The following is a 25,845-nucleotide window of genomic DNA, read 5'->3' as shown; positions in this document are numbered from 1 at the left end:
ATATACCACTCATCGTTCATCGATTAGCACTCATCATCAATTACACGCCCACATTATCGGTCTCGTCTGTTTTGATTTTCTCTTCTATGTAAGTGATGATGTGTGCAGCTACATCGATGCCCGTTGCGGTTTCGATACCTTCCAGACCAGGCGATGAATTGACTTCCAGCACTAAAGGGCCCCGGTTTGATGCAATCATATCGACACCGGCTACTTTTAGGCCGAGTGCCCGAGCGGCTGCGATAGCTGTCCAATGCTCATCCTGTGATAGTTCTACGGGTATCGCATTCCCCCCCCGGTGAATGTTGGAGCGGAATTCCCCATCCAGCCCTTGCCGTTTGATAGCACCGACTACCTTTCCTCCAACCACAAATGCCCGTATGTCAGCGCCTTTGGCTTCGGCAATGAATTCCTGAACCAGTACATTCTTTTTCAGTCCGTAAAATGCTTCAATGGTTGACTTGGCTGTTTTGGTGGTTTCGGCCAGTACAACACCAATTCCCTGCGTGCCTTCCAGCAATTTGATCACAACCGGTGGGCCACCTACCAATTTGATCAGTTGGGTAACGTCCCCATTTTTCGGGTGATTGGCGAACATAGTTTTGGGTAAGCCTACACCTGCTTTCGAGAGCACCTGTAAACTGCGGAGTTTATTCCGCGACCGCATAATAGCCTGCGATTTGCCCGTTGTAAACACGTTCATCATTTCAAATTGCCGGACAACCGCGCACCCGTAATCTGTTACAGATGCGCCAATGCGGGGCACAACGGCGTCGAACGAGTTTAACTCGTTTCCTTCATAAAGTACCGAAGGTCGGCCGCCTTCAATCATCATCTGGCAATTCAGGTGATTAACCACAATGCCTTCATGTCCACGTTGATGAATAGCGTCGAGAAGGCGCTGAGTTGAGTATAAATCAGGCTTCGCCGATAGGATGGCAATACGCATAAAAGTCGATAGTCTTCAGTCGATGGGTAGGCGTCAGCGATTAACTAGCTGACTCTCATTGACTTTGGCTTGATAAGATAAGTTCTTTTGTGAAACGTCTACGATAAATCGGTTGCGGAGTAATTTGCGACCTAATAAGACTGGATTTTTAAGATTTTCGCGGTCGGCCAGGGTAAATTCGGTCTGAATGGTTCGGCCAAATAAAGTAATGTGCGTTTTAATAACGTATCGCTTCTCCGATACACCAAATGAGTTACGAATCATCCGTTGCTCGAATTGATCGCTGTAAAATGGCTTGGCTTTTCCCGCCGTTTTGTCGATCAGCCAAAACCGTAAGATTACCCGAACGCCAACTTTTACCAGTCGCACCTGTTTGCAGTGCAAAGCAGATGTATAAGCCCCCGTATCGATTTTGGCCTGAATATCGAAAAGGCCAAAATCTGGCAAATCGATAAGGTCGATCATACCAATAATCTTTTTAGGTTTGGGCATTCGGGGTTATTGTTTTCAGTTTAGTGAAAACCGCTATCGCCTAATTAATCGACTGAACGTTAGAGACATATCCAGCATAATCATTTTGGCCCGCGCATTTCGTTCGAGATGATAAGCCGCTTCGTTTAAATCATGTACAATATGTTCGATATGATTGACTGTCAGTATTTTAGCAAAATTTTTCACAAATGCCATTTCGTTATCGGGCAATCGGAGTAACTCCGTTGCGCCCTGTTGCCAGAGAAATAAATCGCGGTAAAGCCGAATGCTGTAATCCAGTAATCCTTTTTGCTTCTCCTTGCTGAAACCATCAAACTGATCAGCCTGTTTAACTAATTCGATTAAATCCTGCCGATAACAGGTACGCATCCACTCAGCAAACCAATTATGTTGTTCGGCCGACTGAGCATCCTGCCTGGATAAATTGAGTGCTTCCGCCAGATTCCCGTCGGCGAGATAGGCAATTCGCCGGGCGGTCGTTTCATCGAAGTTAAGATGTTGGCGAAGATAGGTAGCTACCTCTTCGTCGGTAAATGCCCGTACGGCCACGCGCTGGGTTCTCGACAAAATGGTAATCAGCAGTTTGTCAGGTTGGTTCGTCACCAGCAGAAAGAGCGTTTGAGCAGGCGGTTCTTCTAATACCTTCAGCAATGCATTGGCCGATGCGGTATTCATCAGTTCGGGAAGCCAGATGAGCATAATTTTATAGGCTCCTTCGTAAGCTTTCAACGACAATTTCTGCAAAATATTCCGGGCCTCTTCGGCTGATATGTTCCCCTGTTTGTTGTCCGCTCCAACCTGCTCAAGCCAATCGGGTAAGGTACGGTAAGGCCGGTTCAGCAGGAAAGTACGCCAGTCAGATAAATAGGCTTCCGAGGTTTTTCCTTTACCCGTATTGGCAACCGGAAATACCATATGCAAATCGGGATGAACGAGTTTCTGGGTTTTTATGCACGACGCACATTGTCCGCACGCATCAGTCGATTGCCGGTCCTCGCAGTTAACATATTGTGCCAGTGACAGTGCTAGTGACAGATTTGCACTCCCTTCCGGGCCATCGAACAGCAGTGCGTGGGCGAGATGATTGGTCTGCACTGCCCGCAATAACAACTGCTTTGTTTCGTCCTGACCGATGATTTCGTTGAATAACATACAATGGCAATAATTGGGGGCAACGATTATCTACTTGTTCTCCAGTGAGAAAATAGATTTGAGAATATCGGCTTCTGTATCATCGAACGCTTTGCCCCGTCGAATAAACGCTTCGTGCGCCACTTGTAATGCCTTATCAAGACGGTACGTTGCAAAACTATCCGCTCCTCCCCAGGAAAAGGATGGAATATGTTTAGGTTGAAAGCCGGCCCCAAAAATATTCGCGCTAACTCCGGCGACCGTTCCCGTATTGAACATCGTACTAATTCCTGCTTTCGTAAAATCGCCCATCATCAGGCCGCAAAAAATACGCCCCGTATCTTCCAGTTGTCCTGTAGCGTAGGAGTGAAGTTTAACGTTGCTGTAATCGTTTTTAAGATTCGAATTATTCACATTCGCTCCCAGATTACACCATTCGCCAATTACCGAATTCCCCAGAAAACCGTCGTGTCCTTTGTTGCTATATCCCAAAAAAATCGAATTACCGACTTCACCACCCACTTTGCAGAAGGGACCAATGGTGGTATTGCTTCGCATTTTACCGCCCCAATTAACGGTTGATCCTTCACACAACGCAAACGGGCCAATGACAATAGACCCTTCACTAATCGTAGCGTCCCGACCAATGTAGATTGGTCCACCTTCCGCATTCAGAATGGCGGCCCGAATCGTTGCGCCCGGTTCGATGAATATATTTTCTGGCGCATAACAGCGGGTAAATGGGTCAGTAATTGGAGCAGACGTTCGCCCAGCCGTTAATCGAGAGAAATCAGCTCGGATTTGATCGCCATTTTGTAAAAATATATCCCACAGATTGGCTATGATCGTTAGTGGCTCCGCAAACGTTTGATAGGTATAATCGTCGGTAATGGTTGGAGCCAACGACAATGTTTTACCTGTTCGAACAGCAAGTACTAAACCATCAGTCGTAATCAAGCCAGCATTATTGGCCAGGTTCGCGATGGCTTCCTGTAGAGCAATTGTCGGGCAAACGGCACTATTTACATACCAATTATCGGTATCTGCAAGAAGCGGGAATTTCGTCTGTAAATACGATTGGGTCAGAAAGGAAGGTGATTGCCCTAAAGTGCCAGCCCATTTTTCGGCCAGTGTCTGTATCCCGATTCGGATACCGGCTACAGGCCGCGTGAACGTAAAGGGCAGCAACGCAGTACGAATAATCGGATCGTCAAATAAAATCAGATTTGACATTGGTTGAGTCAATGGATCAGGTGGCAAATATCTACTCTTAATCTGGAAAAAGGGAACATATCAAAGAGTACTTTTACAAAACTATGGCTACGCTGACTGCGGATACAATTATTCAACACATCGCCAGCCTGCAGGGCGAAGATGGTCTGTTTCCGTCGGTTCGTCGTAATGACTTGATTGGTTATAAACGCGCAGATACCAATGTTTTCTTTACGGCCATTACTGTTTTTACGTTGCAGTCTATTCGAATAACCGTATCGCCAGCGTCTCAACTATTGATCGACCAGATTGCCGAACGAGCCCGAGTAGCTTACTCAATTTTTCAGAATAAAGACGGATTAAAAACGTATAATTTCTGGCCCACTCGTCCATCCCGACACTTCCCAAATGGTCGTTTGTTTCACCGATTCGAGCATTTTCGTATTCCTGACGATATCGATGATACAGCGATGGTGTATCTGACAACGCATCCAACTCAGCAAGAATTGAGTTGGTTAAAAGATAAACTTAGTCAGCACGCTAACGGGAGCGGTCGATTCCAGATTCGAAATACGTATAGTGATTATCGGCACCTACGCGCTTACTCAACCTGGTTTGGGAAAAATATGGGCGTTGATTTCGATGCCTGCGCCCTGAGCAATATTCTCTACTGTATTTATCAATATGATTTACCTCGTAATGAGCATGATAGGGATTCGTTAAACTATCTAAAATCGATTGTTGAGTCAGGTAGATATATCTCGGAGCCATTTCGATGCGCCCCACACTATGCTCGTACATCGCTGATTATTTATCACCTTTCCCGATTAATGGCGGCTTTCGATATAACCGAATTAGCCACGATTCGACCACGGCTGATTCAGGATGCGCACCAGGCGCTAAATAAGGCTCATAATGCTGTGGAAAAACTAATGCTGGCGACATCCTTACATCGTTTGGGTGAACCAATGCCAAACGTATCTACAGACAAACTTGCGCAGGACGTTAACTTATTTCACTTCTTCATCGCCGGTTTACTGACGGCTTATGAGCAGCCCTGGCTCCGTCGTTTTGCCGATCGATCGATCGTCCAGATGCGGTGGCAATGCGAAGCGCACAGCTGGGCGTTGGTGGTGGAAGGGCTTTCGGGAGTGATGAGTTATAAGTGATGAAGGATGAGTGGGCTGACGCATAATCTTCACTCACCGTTCATCACTTATAACTCATCACTCAAATTCACAGGCTCATACCGCCGTCGACGAAAAAGGTTTGTCCGGTAATGTATCGGCCTGCATCGGAGCATAGGAGAACGGCCATTCCGGCAATGTCTTCGGGCCGGCCTTCAAAACCGACGGGAATGGTCATTCGTTGCGAAATTCGGTCAGGAACGGGCGGAGTTGGCTCGTCGGTTCTTGGGGTTTCAATAACGCCCGGAGAAAGGTTATTGACAGTAACACCTTTGTCGGCTATTTGTAAACCCAGATTTCGAACCATGTTGGCGACGGCGGCTTTAGTACCAGCATATACCATCATAGTCGGATGTGGTCTTAATTCCTGAACGCTACCAATCGTGAGCAGTCGTCCCCAGCCGCGTTCAGCCATTGCTGGATAAAAGCGCTGGATCATGGATACCGTTGATTTCCAATTGGCGTTTACCTGGGTATCAAAGTCATCCGGGGTACTATCTTCCCAAAGAGCCGGAATTTGAACGGATGCATTGACGACTAAAATATCGATGGAGTCAAACGCTTCTGTAGCCTGCTGAAAAAGCTTGTCGACAGCATCTGATTCGGCTAAGTCGGCGCTAATTACTTCACTTTTTACCCCTTTTTCCCGGACTTGTTCAGCCACTTTCTGAGCTTCATCGTCACCCTTCCGATTATGGATGAGGACATTCGCGCCAAATTCGGCCAGAGCCAGCGCAATCGCTTCGCCTATACCTTGGCTAGAGCCAGTTACTAATGCGTTTTTGCCAGATAAATTCAGAAGATCTTTAATCATGGATAGTTCGCTCGTTTTGCAGTAATTGGTAAACCATAAACCAGCGAAACTATCCCGAAAAAACTAGTGATGGGCTTTAATACGTTTTCGTCATATCGGCTGGAATCGTCAGTATGAAGTCGGCCAGATTTTTATTGTCATCCGCTGGTTTCTCAATATCAGCGATTTCGACTGATGAAATGGTCAGAATTTTCAGATCGGGTTGCTGCTGGCGTAAATACCAGACAATGCCTTCAAAGTTTTTGGAATGGTAATCGCCATTGAAATGTAGAAACGTCTGACTGGGCTTGCGATTTTGCAGAATAAAGTACGCCATCGTCGCATCTTTAGCCGCCTGAGCACGGGCGAAATTAGCCGACTGATCCGTAGCCGCCGGAGTTGTAGTGGCTGTTGAGGAACCAGGTGTTGAGCCGTGAGTGCCATTGCCCATCATATCCATCATTCCCTTATAGCCGGGTAAGGTTAAATCAACAGTCAATGGCAACGGAGCGATCTGCCGCTTGGCATCCGCCGAGATCGTATCGAGCGACGCTAAGCCCTGGCGGGATACCTGCCGAGCGTATTGGCGGGGAATATTAGTTGCTATAAATGGAATGTGCTGCTCACGCGCAAAATCCGTAATCGGCTTATAATCTGTATTATAGTTTGGCCAAAGCCGAGCTTGCGTCGCTAATTCTTTGGCGGTGGTTTTGGCAGTCACATAGTCACTGAGTGCCGCTTGATTATCGGTTTCAAACATTTCGGCACCAAGTACCAAAGCTCCTTTTCGGGCAGCCTGCAAATCTTTCGTTAACTGAAGTTCAAGCCAATGACAAATGGGATTGTTGTGTAACTCGCCAAATAAAACCACATCGGCCTCAGTGGCCTGACGGAGCAATTTGGCATACGTTGTTGATTTCAGAGTGGGTGTATAGAGCCGATAAGCCGGTTTATCAGGGCCGTTCAGGCGGGGACGAAAAGAGAATGCCAGCAGGCAAAGCAATACCAGAATAAGACGCATTATCAGCAAGTTGTAGAGTTGTATCCTGAAAATCCGAGAATTTCTGCGAAGTTCGGAAGGAATACATGAAACTGTAACCAATCGGTCGTATAATTCGTTACTCGTCTGTCAACTTCCTCTTCGTATGAATCTGTTAGAAACCCTCCGCCAATTTCCGGATTTTAAATTAGTGCCTGATGACCAATTACAGTGGTTTATCGAGCGAGCTGACGAAGTATCCTATCCGGAGGAAGTCGTTATCTACAAGCCAAATGAATCGGCTGATTATTTGATGTTATTATTGGAGGGACGTGTTCGGATTGAAACCGGCGCAGGCGGACCGGGCGATGAACTGCTTCTCTATGACGCCTATTCCATTCTGGGATTATTGCCTTTCTCGCGGATGAAACGTTTTCCGAATCGGTTAGTGGCTGAAAAACAGACAACTATCCTTCGGCTCCATCGCGATCATCTGCGCAAGCTGATTCATACCTGTTACGAACTAACGGAAGTACTTGTCCATCAGATGACTACGCGCGTTCGGGACTATACAAAATTGACCCAGCAAAACGAAAAAATGGCATCCCTGGGTCGTTTGTCGGCTGGCTTGGCTCATGAACTCAATAATCCGATTGCTGCCGTTGTTCGCTCGGCCGATACGTTGAAAGCGCACTTGCGGGCAACACCCGAAGCGTTTAAAACCATCATGCATCTCAACCTGACTGATGAGCAGGTTGACTCGGCGAATACCGTATTTTTTGGCAAACTGGATCAGTGCGTTGCGATGGGCACATCGCAAAAATTGACGTTACTCCAACGAAGTGACCTGGAAGACAGACTAACGGATTGGCTCGATGATCATGGTGTTGATGATTCGCTCGATTTAGCCGGGCCGTTAGTCGAATACGGATTTACAGAAACCGATCTGGATTGGCTTCTGGATAAAATTGGTGATGAGAATCTGGTTGGGGTAATTAACTGGTTGGTCAATAACCTCGTAACCGAGAAACTGGTAATCGACATTAGTGATGCATCCACCCGCATTTCGACGCTGGTCAACTCAATAAAAAATTATACGCACATGGACCGGGGGGCGGGCAAAGAACGAGTTCGTTTAGCTGATGGCATTCGAAACACGCTTACTTTGTTGAATCATAAAGTAAAAAGTAAACACATTGTCGTACATCTCGATTTACCCGATAATTTGCCTGATGTATGCGGTTGGCCCGGTGAACTCAATCAAGTGTGGACAAATCTGATCGATAATGCGATTGATGCGTTACCTGATGGCGGTAAAATTAATATAATCAGCGAACTGGATCATCAGTCAAACGGGATGGATTTTGTGCTGACCAAAGTAATTGATAATGGAACCGGCATTCCGAGCGATATTCGGGACAAAATATTTGACCCTTTTTTTACAACCAAAGAAATTGGGAAAGGCACTGGTCTCGGTCTGGATATTGTACAAGGCATTGTCAAACACCACAATGGCTCGATTAAACTCCAATCAAAGCCCGGCCGAACCGAGTTTAGTATTTGCCTACCTGTCGAATAATTAACTGATTGAATTGTAGAGCTACGATTTATTATTCAACAAGTCAATCAGTCAACAACTCAATCATTCCTCTATGCGCCTTCCTATCATCTTTTCTATCGACGACGACCCGCAGGTATTGCAGGCCATTCAACGCGATTTGCGGCAGCAGTACCGAAAAAAATACCGAGTTCTTAGCACCAGTTCGGCACGGGAGGCCCTGGAATCGCTGCCCGATTTAAAGAAAAAAGGCGAGGAAGTCGCTCTCTTTTTGTCGGACCAACGAATGCCGGATATGACGGGCGTGGAGTTTCTGACGCAAGCGCGTAAGTTATACCCGAATGCCAAACGCGTTTTGCTTACGGCCTACTCGGATATCGATGCGGCCGTTCGGGCAATTAACGAAGTACAGTTAGATTATTACATTGCCAAGCCCTGGGACCCGCCCGAAGAGAAATTATACCCTATTTTGGATGATTTACTTGGTGACTGGCAATCGGACTATCGACCTGCTTTTGAGGGATTAAAACTAGTGGGTTATCAGTTTTCACCCCATTCTCATGACTTGAAAGACTTTCTGGCAGGCAATCTATTTCCCTATCAGTGGCTTGATATTGAGAATGATCCACAGGCAGAGCCGTTACTTGATCTACACAAGCTAAGCCGAAAGGAGTTACCCATTGTTGTGTTCGAAGATGGAACTGTACTGACACAGCCAACCCTCAGTGATGTGGGCGAAAAGTTAGGTCTGCAGCCAAAAGCGTCCAAAAGCCTGTACGATCTGGCGATTATTGGCGCGGGCCCGGCCGGATTAGCCGCTGCGGTTTATGGGGGTTCGGAAGGTCTAAAAACCATTTTAATCGACAAGCGTGCGCCGGGAGGGCAGGCAGGTACGAGCTCCCGAATTGAAAATTACCTTGGTTTTCCAAATGGTCTAAGCGGAGCCGATCTGGCCCGTCGGGCTATTACACAGGCTCAACGTTTTGGGGTTGAATTTTTAGCTCCTCAGGAAGTCGTTTCAATTAAGTCGCAGGGCGAGCAATACAAGCATATTAAAATGGCCGATGGCAGTGAGGTTGTAGCACGAGCCATTTTGCTTAGCACCGGCGTGTCGTATCATAAGCTGGATAATGAAAGCCTTGATAAGTTTACCGGCGCAGGTGTGTATTACGGAGCCGCCACAACCGAAGCGTATGCGTTTAAAGACAAGCCCGTATTTGTGGTAGGTGGTGGAAATTCGGCGGGGCAGGGCGCTATGTATTTATCCCGAACGGCCTCGGAAGTCGTAATATGCATTCGACGGTCTGATCTAACCGCAACGATGTCGCAGTACCTCATTGATCAGATCGAACGGACGCCAAATATTACGGTTATGGGCTGCACCGAGGTTGTGGAGGGATTAGGTAACGATCAATTGGAATGTGTGGTATTGGAAAATATGGATTCCAAAGAGCGTAAAACCGTTCCGGCGGCCGGGTTATTTATTTTTATCGGTACCAAGCCGTTCACCGACTGGATTGAAATGAACATTATTAAAGACACGAACGGTTTCATTGCCACTGGTCGCGATCTGGCCCGCTACGCCGACTTTAAACAGGTCTGGAAACATGAGCGGGAGCCTTATCTGCTCGAAACCTGTAGCGCAGGCATCTTTGCGGCTGGTGATGTTCGCTCTGGCGCCATGAATCGCGTCGCTTCAGCCGTAGGAGAAGGAGCCATGGCCGTGAGTTTTGTGCACAAGTATTTAGCTGAAAACTAAACGATGTATGCTATAGGGTCTATGAGATATATTCGGTAACTACTTCACCTCTCATACACCCTATAGCATACATCATACATCTACAATATGCTTAAACGGACTATTTGCACTCATCTGGCTGCGGTAACAGACATTCGCTTACCGGAGGAATATGTTTGTGAAGAATGCGTGAAAACGGGGAGTTCCTGGATGCATTTACGTACCTGCCAGACCTGTGGTGTAACACTCTGTTGCGACTCATCCCCCAATAAACACGCAACGAAACATTTCTATCGAACTGAGCATCCAGTAATCGCTTCTGCCGAACAGGGCGAACGATGGTTATGGTGTTACACAGACGAGCAAATGGCAACGTATTGACTGGAGCGTTTTACAGCCTGTCAGCAGGATCATTTAAGCAGTTGCGATATACGCATACAAAGCCTGGTCTAACACTTGACCATCTTTAATCGCACTTCGGCGCATGATTCCTTCACAGTGGTAGCCTGCTTTTTCAAGCACTTTAATTGAAGCCGGATTACGTAAGAAGGGGACGGCATATAGGCGAGTCAGGTCAAATTCGCGAAAGACGTACTGAGTGAAGGCTTTTAAGGCTACGGTAAGGATGCCACGGCCCCAATAGTTTTCCCCTAACCAATACCCTACTTCTGCCGAACAGCGCTCAATGTCTTCATGAAGCACTAAACCTATCGCTCCAACGGGCTCATTATCAACTACGATAGCGAAATTAGTTTCAGGCAGAGTCCCTACAACAGACGCTATCCATCCTTGTGCATCAGCCTCCGTATAAGGATGCGGAAAGCGATCCCGTAAGTTCAGCCAAATATTCCTGTTATTGGCGTGTAGAGCGAGCGTCGGTTCGTCGCCCTGTTGCCAGGAACGGATGATACAAAGGTCACAGTCAATAGACATAGCACGAACAGTTATTTTTCAGCTTTTATCAGGATATTACCTCTTTCTCCGAGTAAGTGAGAACGCTAATAAGATCAGCACTGTATACCCGAACATTGATTGCATTTTCAAAGCCGTTGTATCAGTGGCAATATATGTAAACTGAATCCTCAAAAACTAGCTGTGATTAAACCACAAGGGTATAAAAATCAGAAGGATGAAGAAAAGAACTATTAACACGCATATCAATAGACCCGTACCCAGGGCTTTTAGTAGCTCTTTTAGTAGCTGCATAACTATGATATAAGTGCGTTTCTGTAGACTAGACTAGTACAGCCTGATTTAAATGAGGAAATCAATACTGTTGAAGTCTGGTAATTTCTTCTCCTTCCCATTCTGGATTGGTTCCTTCAGGTCGATAATGATAGTCAATATAAGAATGGCCATTATGTTGATAAAATAACAGCACATTATCTAAGGAACTCGGATTATTAACCGCATTAGGGGTTAAGTAAACCGTGTACCGATATGAACCACCTTTCAGTTGTTTTGCTACTGGAATGGTACTTGAGCCAACAAAGGCTTTTGCATACGTCAGGTTTTGCCCGGGCGAAAATCCATAGTTGGGTTCTGACTGGATGGCTACCTGAACGGTATCTTTACTTACTCGCTGAATCTTTAAGCTAAACGACTTGCCATTGATTGGATATACTAGTCCTGTATTCAATGCTACAACAGCTGAGTAATCACCACTAACTAGAGCTGCTGGCTCAGGATCAGGTTCTGAAGAACGACAGCTAATTAGGCTAAAAAGTAATAGAATGCAGAGTTGATAAAATGTTTTCATTGTAACAGGCCTGGCCTAGAGCTATAGATCCTTTTCCATAAGAGACAGTTGTTTTACCTATTGTATAATCTAATGTTATGTTTACCTGACAGGATAAATATAAGTTTTTAAGTAATTGGCCGACTCATGTACAGGATCTATTTTACTATTATACGGCATTTCGGCCTTGTCCGTTGAGAAGTAAAGCTGGATCAATAAATAAAGTCTTGGGAAACACGAGTTTCTGCTGACTTCAACCGGATCAGTTCCCCTAAGAGTCGGGTACGGTTCGCTAAATGAGGTTTGCCCAGCCGTTGCGCCAGACTGGCAACAGCGAGGTTTAATGTATCAATTTCCGTCTCCCGACCCTGATTAATATCAACTAACGTCGAGATAAGTTGCCCTTCTGAGCGCCGACTGATTTCCAGTAATCGCTGCTCCACAATCTCGCGGTCCAGTAAAATCTTCATTTCTTCTGCTACGGCTACGCATTCGTCGATCACCTCTCGCGCTAATGCCAGTGCCGATGTATTCCGGTAAAAAACACCGTTATCGACATTCAATAGTGGACAAATGGCATTGAAGACGCAGTTCGTAATAACCTTCTCCCAGACGGCCCGTTGAATAGCAAGTTCCGTACGAAACGGAAACAGCGATGTACTCAGTTGCTCCACAAGCTCGGCTACTCGGGCTTCCTGACCGCGCACTACTCCAATCGGCGAAGCTGCCACAGGCTTATAGCTGACCGTATGAACATCCCGTACCTGACTGGTAGCCAGTAGCACGCATCGATAAACCTCTGGAAAATCAGCTTCCAGAAATGGCGCTTCGATGTCCAGGCCATTTTGTAGTAAAACCAGGGGCGATTGGCCTGTCTTACCACTCAATCGCCTGGCTAAATCCTGATTACCGAACGATTTGCTGGTTATAATTATCAGCCCGTTCAGCGAATCAATCTGTTCCAGCGTATGGATCGGAATAGACGCCGAGAGAATAGTCCCATCACTGCATTCAACCTTAATGGAAGCCTCAGTTTCTGAATAACTACCCTGGCGACCGTGCAGCAGAATTACATCTTTTCCAGCCTGCCGGAGTATAACCGCTAAGGTCATGCCGATGGCACCAATTCCGATAATATAAATAGGAGTATGCATAAGAATGGGGTGATAAGTTAGCTAACTCATTTACGGTAAGATCATTACCTCAATAGATGAGTCACTATAAAGGCGATGATGCGCGGGTTGAAAATCGACGGTTTGAGCTTTATAGATAGTTTCGACGTACGTCTGCGGGTTTCGGTCGATCAGTGGGAACCAACTACTTTGCACCTGAATCATCACCCGATGCCCTTTTTTAAAGGTGTGCAGGATGTCCTGAAGCTGGAATGTCACATCGGTAATTTGATTCGGTGTGAAGGGTTTGGTGATTTCAAAACTATCCCGAAATCGTCCGCGCATAACGTCGGCCCGAACCAGTTGCTGGTAGTTCGCTAGCTGCGTTTGCGAATTGGGCATATAGGGATGATTGGGTTCGTCAGGTGGGTATACATCAATGAGCTTGACTACCCAGTCCGCATCGGTTCCTGTCGTACTAACCTTTAATCGAACCGTAATTTCCCCACCCACAGTCAGTTTTTCAGACAATACATCGGTTTGAAAAGTAAGCACATCGGAACGTTCACTGGCAAACCGCTGATCGGCCGACATGTAGCTGGCCAACGCGCTAAAATCCGGCTCAGCCGTTAGCGTTGCTTCGGTATAAGGAACAGGATTCGTCGGGTCACTAACATACTCCCGATAGGATGTACTGCCAGCGGATTGTGTCATTAGCTGACCCGTTTGGACCAAATACCAGCGTAGTTTATACGTATCAGGCGACGGCCAGCGGGTAAACGTTCGCCAGTGTTTTTGGCCCGTATCGAACAAGGAGATCATAGGCAGCCCGGTTTTGCCGTCGCCAGCTCCTTTCAGGTAGTGGTGAAAGAAAGGGGCTTCCAGTTCACGCTGATAATAGGTTGCCAGACTATCGCCAAAATAGAGATCATTATGGAGTGTATGACCCGTTTCTTCCGACCACCCCCGGTGCCCAAACGGACCCATCACCAGCATCGGACGTGCTTGTGGGCTCTGCTCCTCGAGTGTTTTGTAGATACTCAGTGGTCCATATAAATCTTCAGCATCGAACCAGCCCCCTACGACCAATATGGCTGGCCGAATCTTTCGCAGATGAGGTAGAATGTTGCGCTGCTGCCAGAAGGCATCATAATTTGGATGCTCTACAGTTTGTTGCCAGAACGCATTCCGCGCTAAATAAGCCTTTGCATTAGATAATGCCCCTAATTGCTTATGCCAAGCAAATTCCGTCTGGCCTCCCGTTTGAATCCAGTTCCTAAGGAACCAGGGCTTTGTGGTCGGATTAGTTGGTCCATCGCCAAACAGCGGATAGGCCAGCAAAGCGACCTGTGTAAAGGCTCCATTATGATGAATGTCTTCTCGGAAAAAGTCAGCGATGGGAGCTTGTGGTGAAGACGCTTTCAAGGCCGGATGCGTATTTATTGAACTCGCCATGGCGTAAAATCCGGCATAACTCATTCCCCATAGCCCTACTCGACCGTTGTGATAGCGTACGTGCCGAAGTAGCCACTCAATCGTATCATACGTGTCGGTACTTTCATCAATCGCTCGCGTACCCGATACCTTTCGACGATCACTGACAACAGGAGTCATATTGGTCCAACGACCTTCAGAAGCCCAGCGTCCTCGTACATCCTGATAGACAAAAATATACCCATCCGTCTGGAGTGTTGGCGAAGGTCCTAAAGCCGTTTTATACTGGTTGGGACCGTAAGGTGTAACCCCAAAGCATGTACGTTGCATTAGAAAGGGATACCGTTTGCTTACCGACGCATTACGGGGCACATAAACGGCCGTATACAACTTAATCCCATCACGCATTGGGATTCGATATTCCAGTTTCTGATACCGCTCACGCACTTTATCGGCTGCATATACAGATGTTATCAGACATACCGATAAGCATAGGGCGAAGATCATCGCCTGAACGATCGCTGGTCCGATTAATCGATTCATACCACCAATTGCTGATGAATAAGTTGTCCGATGGTTTTCAGTCCCCAGGCAACGCGTTCGTCAAAAGGCATTCCGTAACTGAGTCGCATGCAATTGGTATACTGCGGCTGAAGGCTGAATAAAGTCCCTGGCAACATACTGATTTTATAAGGAGCCAACTGATCAAGCAAGGCCAACGTATTCACTCGAGCATCAACTTCAACCCATAAGGTAAAACCGCCCTGTGGTTCGCTGATGCGCGTGCCATCCGGAAAGTGGGCACGGATGGTCTGCTGGTAGCGCTGGCAGTTGCTTTTCAGTCGCTGCCGAAGTCGGCGCAGGTGTAGTTCATAGCGATCGTTAGCCAGAAAATTGGCCACGGCCTGTTGAGTTATACCCGGCGAGAAACCCGCCTGATAACGCTTTACCTGAAACAGCGCATTGTAATATCTCCCCGGAGCTACCCAGCCTACTCGATAGCCAGGGGCCAGGGTTTTACTGAACGATCCACACCATAAAACCAACCCCTGCCGGTCGAAGGCTTTACAAGGGAGTGGTCGGTCGGGGGCGAAATGCAGGTCGCCGTAGAGGTCATCTTCAATGAGGGGAATCTGGTACGTTTCCATCAGCCGCACCAGTCGTTGTTTATGGGAATTGGGCATACAACAGCCAAGAGGATTGCTGAAGCTGGGCACCAGCAAACAGGTCTGCACTTGTCCCGCACGGAGATGTCCTTCCAATACGTCCAGATCAACGCCTGTCAGAGGATCGGTTGGTAATTCAAGTACTTTCAGGCCCAGCGAGAGGATCGTTTGCAGGATACCAAAATAAACAGGGCTCTCTACCGCGACGGTATCGCCTGGCTTAGTAACAGTTTTCAGGCATAGGGCCAGGGCAGCCGTGCAGCCTTCGGTCGTAATGATTTCCTCATCGGTGATCTGACCGCCCCAAAACAGAGCATAGCGGGCAATTTGTCGACGCAGCGCAGCATTACCAGCCATCTGTTCGTACTCGATTCCACCGTGGGGCAGTTCGCGCTGGGCTTGCTGGAGCGCCTTGGTTAACTTGCTAACTGGAAGTAGACTGGGTGCAGGTACGCTCAGTGATAAAGGTAGCCAACCGGGTTGCCGTTGCTGGTGCATTAGTCTGAGCAATACCGACTCCTGATTGGAGAGATCAGATTGGTGGGCCATCGCCTGGGGTTCAGACCGGCGAGGTACAGTACCCATACGTTCAATCATTGTTCGAGCGTAGTAACCCGACTGGGGCCGGGCTTCTACCAGCCCCTCTGCTTCCAGGCAATAGTATGCCTGCTGTACGGTGTTGATGCTGACGCCAAGCTCCTGGCTAAGCGTACGGACGGAAGGGAGCTTATCACCTTCGGTTAGCACGCCGAGTCGCAACTTATCACTCAACTGACGGGCCACTTGCTGATACTTAGGAATCGATACATGCATAGACTTTTTATAAACCACGATAACTGGTTTACAGACAAAAGTAGTGGTCTCATCTGTACGCGTTGTCATACAGATTTCATTAAAACAGCTCGTACAGTTTGATCACATGAGTTAACCTTCGAAAAAGCAATCTGTACGGTAACTGAATCTATAAAGTGTATCTGGTTTCGTACAGATTCGGCCACTTTTTTTGTGACATGCAAACTCAAACAACTCCCTCGTTCGATCTTGCCCAACTGCGAGCCGATACACCGGGCTGCCACGATAGCCTGTTTATGAATAGTGCCGGAGCTTCCCTTATGCCTCAACCGGTCGTAACAGCCATGATGGATTATCTTCAGCAGGAAACTCAAGTAGGCGGTTATGAAGTCGAGCGGTTACGAATGGATCAGATAAGCCAGTTTTATGACGAAACGGCCCGACTATTGAACACGCAACCCGGCAATATTGCCTATGCCTATAGTGCTACCGATGCCTGCATTCAGGTCTTGTCGGCCATACCGTTTCAGGCAGGCGACACGATTCTAACTACTACGAATGATTACGTTTCCAATCAGCTGGCGTTCCTATCTATGCAACAACGATTGGGCATCCGGTTGTTACGAATCAATGATTTGCCCAACGGCGATCTAGATCTGACCCATTTAGAGGAATTAATTCAGCTTCACCGACCAGTATTGGTAACCATCACGCACATACCCACAAACTCTGGTCTGGTGTTGCCAGCCGAGGAAGTAGGTAATCTCTGTCAACAGTATGATGTTTGGTATCTACTCGATGCGGCTCAGTCAGCAGGGCAGTTGCCGCTCGATGTTGCCCGGATTCAGCCCGATTTTCTAATAGCAACGGGACGTAAGTTTCTGCGTGGGCCTCGAAACACAGGGTTTCTGTATGTATCAGATAGGGTGCTGGAAGCCGGACTATCACCACTATTTATCGACCGACGGGGAGCTAGCTGGACCGGCCCAGACACGTATGCATTACAGACGGGCGCCCGCCGATTTGAACCGCAGGAGATTTCGCTCCTTAGCGCAGGACTAACTGAAGCCATTCGTTACGCGAATCAGGTGGGTTTGGAGGGTATTGTCCAGCAGAATCGACAGCTTATGCACCGGCTCCGAACGGGTCTGGAACAGCTCGATGGTCTGACCTTGCTTGACCGAGGCTCCCGTCAAAGTAACCTTCTGACATTTCACACAACTCGCCAATCACTCCCAGTGCTGGAGGCAGCCCTCAAACGCGAATGTCTGATTTATACAACACAATATCCACCGTCAGCTTTAATCGACTTCCAGCGTAAGGGAATAGACTGGCTGATCCGGCTGTCTCCCCACTATTTTAATACATTGGACGAGATGGATGCAGTGGTCGACTTAATCGCTCGGTCTTTAAACGAATAAGAGCCTAAAAGTTGCTATCGTCTCCATAGTCGGCGTGTCATCATCCCTGACCTTTTCGGAGTGGTTGTTCATCTGCAAGAGCTCGTTTGCAAAACCAACTTTCGCAGGATAATATTACAGGCACATAATCGCTGGGTTTCCAAAGGCTAAACTAGCTTGTTGCAACCCATTTTATATGACTAAACAAAGTATCACTACTATCGAACAACAAGGATTCAACGGTTTGCAGATCGTCAATCGATGGAATATTGAAGGAAGGATAACGTACATTTTGGGAATTTCCACTACACTGCTTACCATCTTCAATATCATTTTCGGGCAAGTGGCCCAGGCGCAGCAAGCCGAATTGCCTACCCGTTGGACACAAGCCGCCAGGACTGCCCCAATACCATTGGGCGAATACCCGCGCCCCCAACTTCAGCGCAGTCAATGGCTTTGCCTAAACGGAAGCTGGAATTATCAGGGTGGCAAATCAGTCGCATCCGCCAACAATCCGTCAACAGTAATCAATTTCCCAGCTAAGCCTGAAAAAATACGAGTGCCCTATTGCCCTGAATCGGTTTTATCGGGCATCAAGCGAAAGCAGGAAATGAATATGTGGTATCACCGCAAATTTACGTTCCCTGCGACCTGGAAAGGCAAACAGATTCTGCTTCACTTTGAAGCCGTGGATTATAACGCAACGGTCTTTGTAAACGGGCAAAAAGTAGGTAACCATTCGGGAGGATACGATGCGTTTTCGTTTGATATCACATCCTTTCTGGTAACCGGGGAAAACAGCCTGGTTGTTGCCGCTTATGATGCCAATGATGGGCGTACACCTTCGGGTAAGAACGGTCCTCGTGGCGATTACACATTCACATCCGGCATTTGGCAGACGGTATGGCTCGAACCCGTCTCCAAAGAGTATATTAAAAACATCCGTTTGTTACCTGATCTGACCGGCAAACAACTAAAGATTGAAGTGAATGCCAGTTCTCAGACCAAGGTATCCGCAGTTGTTCTTGCAGGAAAAAAAGAGCTTATCCGGGCAGACGGAAAGGCTGGAGCGGCTTTCTACGTGCCGATTGCTAACCCCAAATCCTGGTCGCCGGATTCGCCGTTCCTATATGATTTAAAAATCACGCTGACATCGGCCAGTGGGGTCGTAACGGATGAAGTGATGAGCTATTTTGGAATGCGTGACGTAAGCCTTGGCAAAGTGGATGGTGTTATGCGCCCCTTGCTGAACGGAAAATTTGTTATGCAGCTGGGTTTGCTGGATCAAGGCTACTGGCCCGATGGTATTTTAACCGCACCCACCGAGGAAGCGTTAAAATCGGATATCGAGTTTACCAAAAAAGCCGGTTTTAACCTGATTCGTAAGCACATGAAAACCGAGCCCCAGCGATTTTATTACTGGGCCGATAAACTGGGGCTGCTAGTTTGGCAGGATATGCCTGCGATCTGGTATCCCGACGAAGATACGGTAACTACCCGAACCACTTTCCGAAACGAGCTCAAATCGCTTATCGATGATCATTATAACTCTCCGTCGGTGATTTGCTGGGTGCCTTTCAATGAAAACTGGGGAGCTTTCGATGTAAAGGCCATCACGGATTGGGTTAAACACTATGACCCTTCCCGACTGGTCAATGGTAACTCCGGATTCAATAATAATCCGCCCTACCAACAAGCGTACGGAGATCCGAAAAACGGCGATTTTGTGGACACCCATATTTATGTTGGTCCCACTAAAGCATCCCAACCAGATAGCCAGCGAGCAGCTTCACTGGGTGAATTTGGTGGAGTTGGTTTGTTTGTGCGCGGCCACATGTGGCCGGTTGAAAACAACGCATACGCGTATGAACCTACCCATTCCGCTCTAACCGATCGCTATCTATTTTTATTGGATCAGGTGGAACAGTTAATGCGTTACCGTGGGCTAAGTGTGGCTATTTACACTCAAACCACCGATGTTGAGCACGAGGTAAACGGCCTTCTGACATATGATCGGGCGGTAGAGAAAATGGACGTAGGCCGGATTCGTGCAGTAAATCAAGCCGTATTACAAGCCGGCAATCGGTTAGCGTCTAAAAAAGAGTAACGTGTGCCGCCGTCAATACTAACCAAACCGATATAATCGCCTGGGCGATTATATCGGTTTCATCCGGATCAATAAGACTCGTAAGTATGTCTATTGGACCCGAACCGTTACTATCCTGCAAAGTGATTGGTAAGCCCGACCCCTTATACGCATAGGTGTAGACGGCGTTAACCTTACCTGTCGTTTGGTTCGTAATTTTAGTAATGTTATTGCGACTGAATCGCCGAACCGCAGCAATATCAGGCGCAATCAATCCATGGTAGGGGTTGGGGTTGCTATCGTACTCATAGAGAAAAATCTCTACGGAATGGCCGGATATAACATCAATGCGAGTTATATTATCTCTCGTGTAGTAATGGTTTCTCCCGCATGATTACTGCTCCCACCATGAGACTACTAGTTTTTTGATTCAATCTCTAGATCATCAACTAATAAGCAAAAACGAAGCACATACTTTTCGCCTTTCGTAACTTTTAAACCGCTGTGGTCGAGCGATTGATCAAATAATAGTGCGCCACCTTTCTTAGGTTTAATTCTTAAGTTCGCTTCTTTAAAATATGTTTCGCCATCCTCAAAATCATCATTCAGGTAAATCAATAATGTGTGATTTGAATATATATTTTTTCCAACCTCGATAGGTGCATCTGAATGTATTTTAGCAAACCCTTCTTGTTTATATAGATAAAACTCAAATAATTCTGTAGTATATTCTGCCGAAAATTTAGCAACAGTAGTCCTATTAACTATAGATACAAGCCTCGATCTTATTAAATTCAATAAACCTTCATGCTTAAAAAAAGTCTCTTGATTATATCGGCCATATTTATGCATATCTTTTGCATCATTAAACCTATTTTCTAAAGCTTTTATTAATAGGTAACCACATTCTGTATTAGTCAGCAAATTATCAATAACCCACACATCGGATGTAATACATTGAAGTTCTGGCTTAGGTAAATTAGTGTAATTATATTGGCTTTTGTCTATAGCTAACTTCCATAAATGTGAACAATCTGCATTTTCAGATGGTGTAGGATAAAAGGATGGGATCGGTGGGCACTCTTTGAGAGGTGGATTTGCCCAATTTTTCATATCGGGAGTTATTGTTGTACCTCGCCCGTCCCAGCCTGTTGTTTCAATTAAGCTATAGGGTGGCCTGAAACATAAGCCATCTTGTAATAGATGTAAAAACCACCAACGAATTGCCCAGAGATTTTTTTCTTCTGCTTCTAATGCCATTTTGGGCAGATCTGAACCATATTTTTCTACATCAATTCCATTTAAAATACATTCGTTATAAAGTTCCAAAGCTGTCCGTTCCATGCCTTTCCATGCTCTTGCCCATGTTCCCCAGCACCAGCATTCAGCTTTGCCGTCAAAGTACGGAGTATTGTTTAAATTTTTTGGCGTAACGCTAGGATGTGTCCATCCTGTCACACTCATTACTCGTTGATCATGTTCATAGGTATTCAATGCGGAGGTCAAGTACTTATAGGTACCTTTAGTACAAATAAGATCGTCTTCAAAAAAAATGGCTGATTTATGTAATGTCAATACTTTATTTACACCGTATAGAATGGATTTACCTAAGCCAATATTTATATCTTGTTGATAAATTACCTTATCGCACCAATCAATTTTATTCAGTTCACTTCTTACCTTTTCTACGTTACTTTCATCAATATGGTTTTTAGGACCATCACTAAATATATACAAAAGAGGCACATTCTCATTTTTTAGACAAATGAGAAGCTGACGCAATAAGTCAACTCTGTTATAGGCAAAAACGACAACGGGAACAACTTCGCTCATAGATTTAACTCACTAACAATCAATTAATTGTTTTTCAAAATGACTTGTAAGCAGATCTACAACTGCTTTTTTGTGATATTTACAAGCTATTGTTTCAGTTGTTGCGAAACTACCATTTTCAAAAAATTTATTGGATGGAGATCCTCCACCGCAAAACATCCAATATTCACAAGAGTTTTTGCAATTATTCACACCTTTATCTATTTCGGTTTTCGCTTTCAAATACACTGGATTGCTTAAGATAGAATTCAATCCATCAGCCATAACATTACCCATAATAAAGTTATTATAATCAGTGCTTTCTGTAGAAAGTAACTCGGGGCAGAATGTACTATAATTACCATGACAATCGAAATTCAGAATACTGAATGGTTTATTAGTATTATTGAACGGTTCAGCTATATTCATTGTAAAAGGTCTTATATTCAACCAAAACTCTCTTACTCTAAATTTCTCATTTAATGCAATAGATTTATCTAATAGCTTTTGAATAAAATACTTATATCTACTCATTTCTATATCATTAAAGGATGTTTTATAATTACTGCCCTCCATTTCATCAATATTAAAACCAATATCATGAATACCATTTTCAATAAAAAAATCGCAGACTAAATCAGGATAATCCAAAGTATATTTTGTTACAACCATAATTACACTAAAGGGTATCTGAGCTTCCTGAAGCATCTTCACGCCTTTCATTACTTGGGTATGCGTACCATTCTTCTTTTTATCAACTCGTTTTTTATCATGAATAAAGGCAGGCCCATCAATACTAACACCAATATTTATTCTATACTTTTTGATAAGATTTATCCAGCTTTGATTTATAAGCATAGCATTTGTCTGAAAAGTAAAGGAATACTCGATACCTGTATCTTTTCCAACCTCGTTAATAATCGAAAAAACCTGCTCGTAGTATGATATTGGTACAGCTAGTGGTTCTCCTAAATGCCAAAGAAAATCTATTGGATGAGTTATAATTTTACTTGAAAATAATTCCAGAGCTATTTTTCTCACAATGTCGAGACTCATCTTAGTTGAAGACGAACGATAAGGTAAATAGCAATAGTCGCAATCTATATTACAAAATGGTGTTGGTTGTAGGATAACCAAAGTTCTTGATACCGCCATGTTTTTAGAGTTTAGCTACAGAAAAGAATTCCCCACCAGAGTTGGAGGATTTGTGGAAATATCCCAAAGAGGGAATAGTAATTAGCTATTCCCTCTTTCTGTTTATCCTATTTTGATACTTCACATACCGACGCATTTTGATATTGCGACGACTATCTGGATACCTACTAAGTAGGTATCCAGATACGTATTTACATTCGACTTACCAATGTGACTGCTGCCACTGTGGCCATGATTGCGACCATTGGCAAAAGCCATTGATATCTGAACTATATTCCGATTTTATAGGAAACGGAGCAAGTTCAAAAATTTTTGCTTTCAACTCTGGCGTCGCTTTTTGAAAAGCCTCCCGAACTCTTTGGGTTCTTTGTGTAATAGGCTCATGTGCGTCAATCTGTAATGCTTCCATGAAAAAAGTTTTTAGATGAAACAATTAGAACAATTTACTTTTTCGTTGAGTATGCTTTTCAATCATTTAAGCTTCTTTCCATGCTTATTTTCCCAAGCCTTTTACTTGTTTAGTAGGTGTAAGTTATTTGAATTCACCACTATCTTTCTTGGATTTGAAGTCCTTTCGAGCTTGTTGTAATATATCTTTGACATCATTGTCTTTCGTGATGTCCTTGGCAACGCTCTTTAAATCGTCTTCACTCAGTTTCGTTGGATCTACTCCTCTAGAGAAAAGAGTGGTCATAGTTTTGAGGTAAACGTAACCTGAAGCCAATGCCAATGCATAACATATTCCTCCCATTAGAACAGACGCTCCTACGTTGCCTAAGCCGGGAATGAATGAAAGTACCGATGATACAACAACGGCACCTACCGCTGCTGATGCGAGATTCGTTGCCACCCCGGCTGCAAGCGTCTTAAGGATATTACTGGAAATTGGCAATCCAATCTCTGCGCCAATCCGCCCGTACATAGTCCATATAAACCCTGCACTAGCAAGAACCGCTGCAGTTCCTCCAACGCCAGGCGCCCAGGCAGACGCCAAGGCCGCAACAGCAGCACCTTTTGCATGGAACTTCACAATACCGGCGATTTCTTTCGGTAAGTTGTCATCAGCAGTCTTATCCATTGCTTCGATAAGTTGTTTCGCCTGCTCTATTAGTCTGTGATCTATTTCCATTGCATTTGGCTTATTTACATTCTGTCGGGTACGGGCAGCCCATCACTACGGCGTTTCTAAACCTATATATCTTCTGAGCCAGCCGATGTAACAGAATGAGCAAAAATATTTTTTACCGAAGGCCTTATTCTGCAGATAAGGCGCTACTAGTCAGCCATCTTTCAGGCTATTTATCCAACAAATAAGTGCTTAATGATGGGCGGGCAACTTGATTGAATCCAGCTATCTGAACCTTTACATGTCCCTTTGGCTGGCCACGTATTTTATAATTCCAGAACAAACGAGCCGCTCCTCATTTTTCATCAAATCGAACCCTACACTCCAGCAGGATCAGTTGATGCAGATAGACATTTCTTTATAGCTAAATCTGCTTAGAATGCCAGAGCCTCCTTGACCAAAACCTAACCAATTGACGAGATAGATGTGAAAAGTGGCACTCAGGAAACCAACTCTTCTTAATACCGCCTATTATTTATTCATAATTACCAGCCCAATTCCGTATACACGTGCAAAACAAAAGCCACAATAACCTGTAAGTCAGGTTATTGTGGCTAGAAAAGTAGTCCCGACGGGAATCGAACCCGTATCAAGCGTTTAGGAAACGCTTATTCTATCCGTTGAACTACAGGACCAAAAAATAAAACCTAAAAGGCTTGTGAAACCTTTTAGGTTTGTTGCTCTACAAAAATGTTAAAAATACATTAGCCTGCCAAACCGTCGCCATATTCGGCAGATTCAGAAAGCGGTACGTGCAGCCAGTTTGGGTAAATCTGGTAATGCTTCTCCTTGACCAACGTGTATAGTAACTCACGCAGTTCGCCAACGTTCTCGCCCGTTTCCGCCGAAATGAACGCCACATAATCGGCTTTCTGAGCCAGGTATGTTTTTTTCAGATAGTCGAGTGCCGTTTTCTTCCGCACAGCTATCGGAATAATCACTTCATCCTGAACATCTTCGTCGTCAACAGTATCCAGTTGATCAGTCCATTCGTCTTTCGGTACAAACTGATCCATTTTATTGAATACCAGCACCATGGGCTTATCGGCAGCTTTGATATCAGCCAGCGTTGCGTTAACGACTTCGATTTGCTCTTCGAAATTAGGATGCGATACGTCTACGACGTGGATCAGAATATCCGCTTCACGTACCTCATCAAGTGTCGACTTAAAGGATTCGATAAGCGTTGTTGGTAGCTTACGAATAAATCCTACGGTATCGGTCAGCAAAAACGGAATGTTTCCTAGCGTTACTTTCCGAACTGTTGAATCGACCGTTGCAAACAGCTTGTTTTCGGCGAATACGTCTGTTTTGGCCATCGTCCGCATCAGGGTCGATTTACCCACGTTCGTATAACCAACCAAAGCTACCCGCACCAATCGATCGCGCTCTTTCCGGCGGGTCTGGCTCTGTCTGTCAATTTTCGCAAGCTTATCCTTCAAGAACGAGATCCGGTCTTTCACGATCCGACGGTCAGTTTCGAGCTCTTTTTCACCTGGTCCACGCATACCCACGCCCCCTTTCTGACTAGTCAAGTGGCTCCACATACGGGTCAAGCGGGGATACATGTACTGGTATTGCGCAAGTTCAACCTGCACGCGCGATTGTGCCGTTTGGGCACGCATCGAGAAAATGTTCAGGATGAGCAAACTGCGGTCAAGAACCTTAATATCCTTAAAATCAGCTTCCAGATTCCGTACTTGCGAAGGCGTCAGATCATCGTCGAAAATGATTGAATCAACTGGATTGTCGAGAATGAAGGTCTTGATTTCTTCCAGCTTTCCTTTTCCTACAAACGTGCGGTTGTCGGGATGGTCGAGTTTCTGAGTAAACGATTTAATTGTGGTAACGCCTGATGTTTCAGCCAGGAAGGCCAATTCATCTAAATATTCCTTTGTCTGGTCGGCAGTTTGCTTTTGTGTAATCAGCGCGACCAATACAGCGGTTTCGGGTTGTTTGTGTGTTTCAATCATAAAAAAATGTAG

General features: G+C 45.5%; 23 protein-coding genes and 1 tRNA gene. 6 read left to right on the top strand and 18 right to left on the bottom strand.

Annotation, left to right across the window (positions count from 1 at the left end):
- Positions 1-40: 40 nt before the first annotated feature.
- The 4 genes from rimK to ACYVE4_RS07985 are packed head-to-tail and all read right to left on the bottom strand — an operon-like array spanning position 41 to position 3,805.
- Positions 41-949 carry a 30S ribosomal protein S6--L-glutamate ligase gene (gene rimK / locus ACYVE4_RS08000; protein ID WP_460996741.1) on the bottom strand — a complete coding sequence of 303 codons (909 nt, stop codon included), beginning with the start codon at positions 947-949 and terminating at the stop codon, positions 41-43.
- Between the two features lie 33 nt (positions 950-982).
- Positions 983-1,441: an ATP-dependent zinc protease family protein gene (locus ACYVE4_RS07995; protein WP_460996740.1), complete on the bottom strand. Its 459-nt coding sequence runs from the start codon at positions 1,439-1,441 to the stop codon at positions 983-985.
- A 33-nt stretch (positions 1,442-1,474) separates the two neighbouring features.
- A complete protein-coding gene (gene holB, locus ACYVE4_RS07990; RefSeq protein ID WP_460996739.1) occupies positions 1,475-2,593 on the bottom strand; it encodes a DNA polymerase III subunit delta' in 1,119 nt (372 codons plus the stop codon).
- A gap of 30 nt (positions 2,594-2,623) precedes the next feature.
- A complete protein-coding gene (locus ACYVE4_RS07985) occupies positions 2,624-3,805 on the bottom strand; it encodes a GlmU family protein (RefSeq protein WP_460996738.1) in 1,182 nt (393 codons plus the stop codon).
- Positions 3,806-3,888: 83 nt separating this feature from the next.
- Between ACYVE4_RS07985 and ACYVE4_RS07980 the strand changes: the two genes are divergently transcribed.
- On the top strand, positions 3,889-4,953 hold the full coding sequence (locus tag ACYVE4_RS07980; RefSeq protein ID WP_460996737.1) for a hypothetical protein: 1,065 nt from the start codon (positions 3,889-3,891) through the stop codon (positions 4,951-4,953).
- A 67-nt stretch (positions 4,954-5,020) separates the two neighbouring features.
- Here the strand turns inward: ACYVE4_RS07980 and ACYVE4_RS07975 are convergent, their stop codons facing one another.
- Together ACYVE4_RS07975 and ACYVE4_RS07970 are read right to left on the bottom strand one after the other, a co-directional pair.
- Positions 5,021-5,785, bottom strand: coding sequence for an SDR family NAD(P)-dependent oxidoreductase (locus ACYVE4_RS07975; RefSeq protein ID WP_460996736.1), 765 nt, complete (start codon positions 5,783-5,785; stop codon positions 5,021-5,023).
- A 76-nt stretch (positions 5,786-5,861) separates the two neighbouring features.
- Positions 5,862-6,785 carry a ChaN family lipoprotein gene (locus ACYVE4_RS07970; RefSeq protein ID WP_460996735.1) on the bottom strand — a complete coding sequence of 308 codons (924 nt, stop codon included), beginning with the start codon at positions 6,783-6,785 and terminating at the stop codon, positions 5,862-5,864.
- 124 nt (positions 6,786-6,909) lie between these two features.
- Here ACYVE4_RS07970 and ACYVE4_RS07965 point away from each other — a divergent pair, with 124 nt between their 5' ends.
- From ACYVE4_RS07965 to ACYVE4_RS07955, 3 genes are all read left to right on the top strand, one after another.
- A complete protein-coding gene (locus ACYVE4_RS07965; RefSeq protein ID WP_460996734.1) occupies positions 6,910-8,322 on the top strand; it encodes an ATP-binding protein in 1,413 nt (470 codons plus the stop codon).
- 73 nt (positions 8,323-8,395) lie between these two features.
- Positions 8,396-10,060: an FAD-dependent oxidoreductase gene (locus ACYVE4_RS07960; protein WP_460996733.1), complete on the top strand. Its 1,665-nt coding sequence runs from the start codon at positions 8,396-8,398 to the stop codon at positions 10,058-10,060.
- An 87-nt stretch (positions 10,061-10,147) separates the two neighbouring features.
- Positions 10,148-10,420 (top strand): UBP-type zinc finger domain-containing protein, encoded by a 273-nt coding sequence (locus tag ACYVE4_RS07955; protein WP_460996732.1) that lies wholly within the window; start codon positions 10,148-10,150, stop codon positions 10,418-10,420.
- A gap of 33 nt (positions 10,421-10,453) precedes the next feature.
- On the opposite strand, the gene ACYVE4_RS07950 is transcribed toward ACYVE4_RS07955, so the two are convergent.
- From ACYVE4_RS07950 to ACYVE4_RS07930, 5 genes are all read right to left on the bottom strand, one after another.
- Positions 10,454-10,972, bottom strand: a complete 519-nt coding sequence (locus ACYVE4_RS07950; protein WP_460996731.1) for a GNAT family N-acetyltransferase — start codon at positions 10,970-10,972, stop codon at positions 10,454-10,456.
- 334 nt (positions 10,973-11,306) lie between these two features.
- Entirely contained in the window at positions 11,307-11,798 is a 492-nt protein-coding gene (locus ACYVE4_RS07945) for a hypothetical protein (protein WP_460996730.1), read from the bottom strand.
- 191 nt (positions 11,799-11,989) lie between these two features.
- Positions 11,990-12,931, bottom strand: coding sequence for a ketopantoate reductase family protein (locus ACYVE4_RS07940; RefSeq protein WP_460996729.1), 942 nt, complete (start codon positions 12,929-12,931; stop codon positions 11,990-11,992).
- Positions 12,932-12,961: 30 nt separating this feature from the next.
- Positions 12,962-14,866: a CocE/NonD family hydrolase gene (locus tag ACYVE4_RS07935; RefSeq protein WP_460996728.1), complete on the bottom strand. Its 1,905-nt coding sequence runs from the start codon at positions 14,864-14,866 to the stop codon at positions 12,962-12,964.
- A complete protein-coding gene (locus ACYVE4_RS07930; protein ID WP_460996727.1) occupies positions 14,863-16,371 on the bottom strand; it encodes an aminotransferase-like domain-containing protein in 1,509 nt (502 codons plus the stop codon). The genes ACYVE4_RS07935 and ACYVE4_RS07930 overlap by 4 nt, the downstream gene beginning before the upstream one ends.
- Before the next feature lie 128 nt (positions 16,372-16,499).
- Between ACYVE4_RS07930 and ACYVE4_RS07925 the strand changes: the two genes are divergently transcribed.
- Positions 16,500-17,702, top strand: coding sequence for an aminotransferase class V-fold PLP-dependent enzyme (locus ACYVE4_RS07925; protein WP_460996726.1), 1,203 nt, complete (start codon positions 16,500-16,502; stop codon positions 17,700-17,702).
- Positions 17,703-17,877: 175 nt separating this feature from the next.
- Positions 17,878-19,788 (top strand): glycoside hydrolase family 2 protein, encoded by a 1,911-nt coding sequence (locus tag ACYVE4_RS07920; RefSeq protein WP_460996710.1) that lies wholly within the window; start codon positions 17,878-17,880, stop codon positions 19,786-19,788.
- On the opposite strand, the gene ACYVE4_RS07915 is transcribed toward ACYVE4_RS07920, so the two are convergent.
- The 7 genes from ACYVE4_RS07915 to hflX all read right to left on the bottom strand — a co-directional run bounded on the left by ACYVE4_RS07915 (position 19,775) and on the right by hflX (position 25,833).
- Positions 19,775-20,041 carry a hypothetical protein gene (locus ACYVE4_RS07915; protein ID WP_460996686.1) on the bottom strand — a complete coding sequence of 89 codons (267 nt, stop codon included), beginning with the start codon at positions 20,039-20,041 and terminating at the stop codon, positions 19,775-19,777. The genes ACYVE4_RS07920 and ACYVE4_RS07915 overlap by 14 nt on opposite strands.
- Before the next feature lie 143 nt (positions 20,042-20,184).
- Positions 20,185-21,600, bottom strand: a complete 1,416-nt coding sequence (locus tag ACYVE4_RS07910; protein ID WP_460996685.1) for a 2OG-Fe(II) oxygenase — start codon at positions 21,598-21,600, stop codon at positions 20,185-20,187.
- Positions 21,601-21,612: 12 nt separating this feature from the next.
- Entirely contained in the window at positions 21,613-22,734 is a 1,122-nt protein-coding gene (gene grrM, locus ACYVE4_RS07905) for a cyclophane-forming radical SAM/SPASM peptide maturase GrrM/OscB (protein ID WP_460996684.1), read from the bottom strand.
- A gap of 202 nt (positions 22,735-22,936) precedes the next feature.
- Positions 22,937-23,143 carry a hypothetical protein gene (locus ACYVE4_RS07900; protein ID WP_460996683.1) on the bottom strand — a complete coding sequence of 69 codons (207 nt, stop codon included), beginning with the start codon at positions 23,141-23,143 and terminating at the stop codon, positions 22,937-22,939.
- A gap of 123 nt (positions 23,144-23,266) precedes the next feature.
- The gene (locus ACYVE4_RS07895; RefSeq protein ID WP_460996682.1) at positions 23,267-23,863 is read right to left on the bottom strand and encodes a hypothetical protein; all 597 of its coding nucleotides are present in this window, start codon (positions 23,861-23,863) and stop codon (positions 23,267-23,269) included.
- A gap of 560 nt (positions 23,864-24,423) precedes the next feature.
- Positions 24,424-24,495, bottom strand: a tRNA-Arg gene (locus ACYVE4_RS07890).
- Positions 24,496-24,564: 69 nt separating this feature from the next.
- Entirely contained in the window at positions 24,565-25,833 is a 1,269-nt protein-coding gene (gene hflX, locus ACYVE4_RS07885) for a GTPase HflX (protein WP_460996681.1), read from the bottom strand.
- Between the last annotated feature and the right edge of the window lie 12 nt (positions 25,834-25,845).

This window comes from Spirosoma harenae, assembly GCF_054776975.1.
Note: the sequence above shows the minus strand (reverse complement) of the source record. Positions and strands in the feature narration are given on the sequence as shown.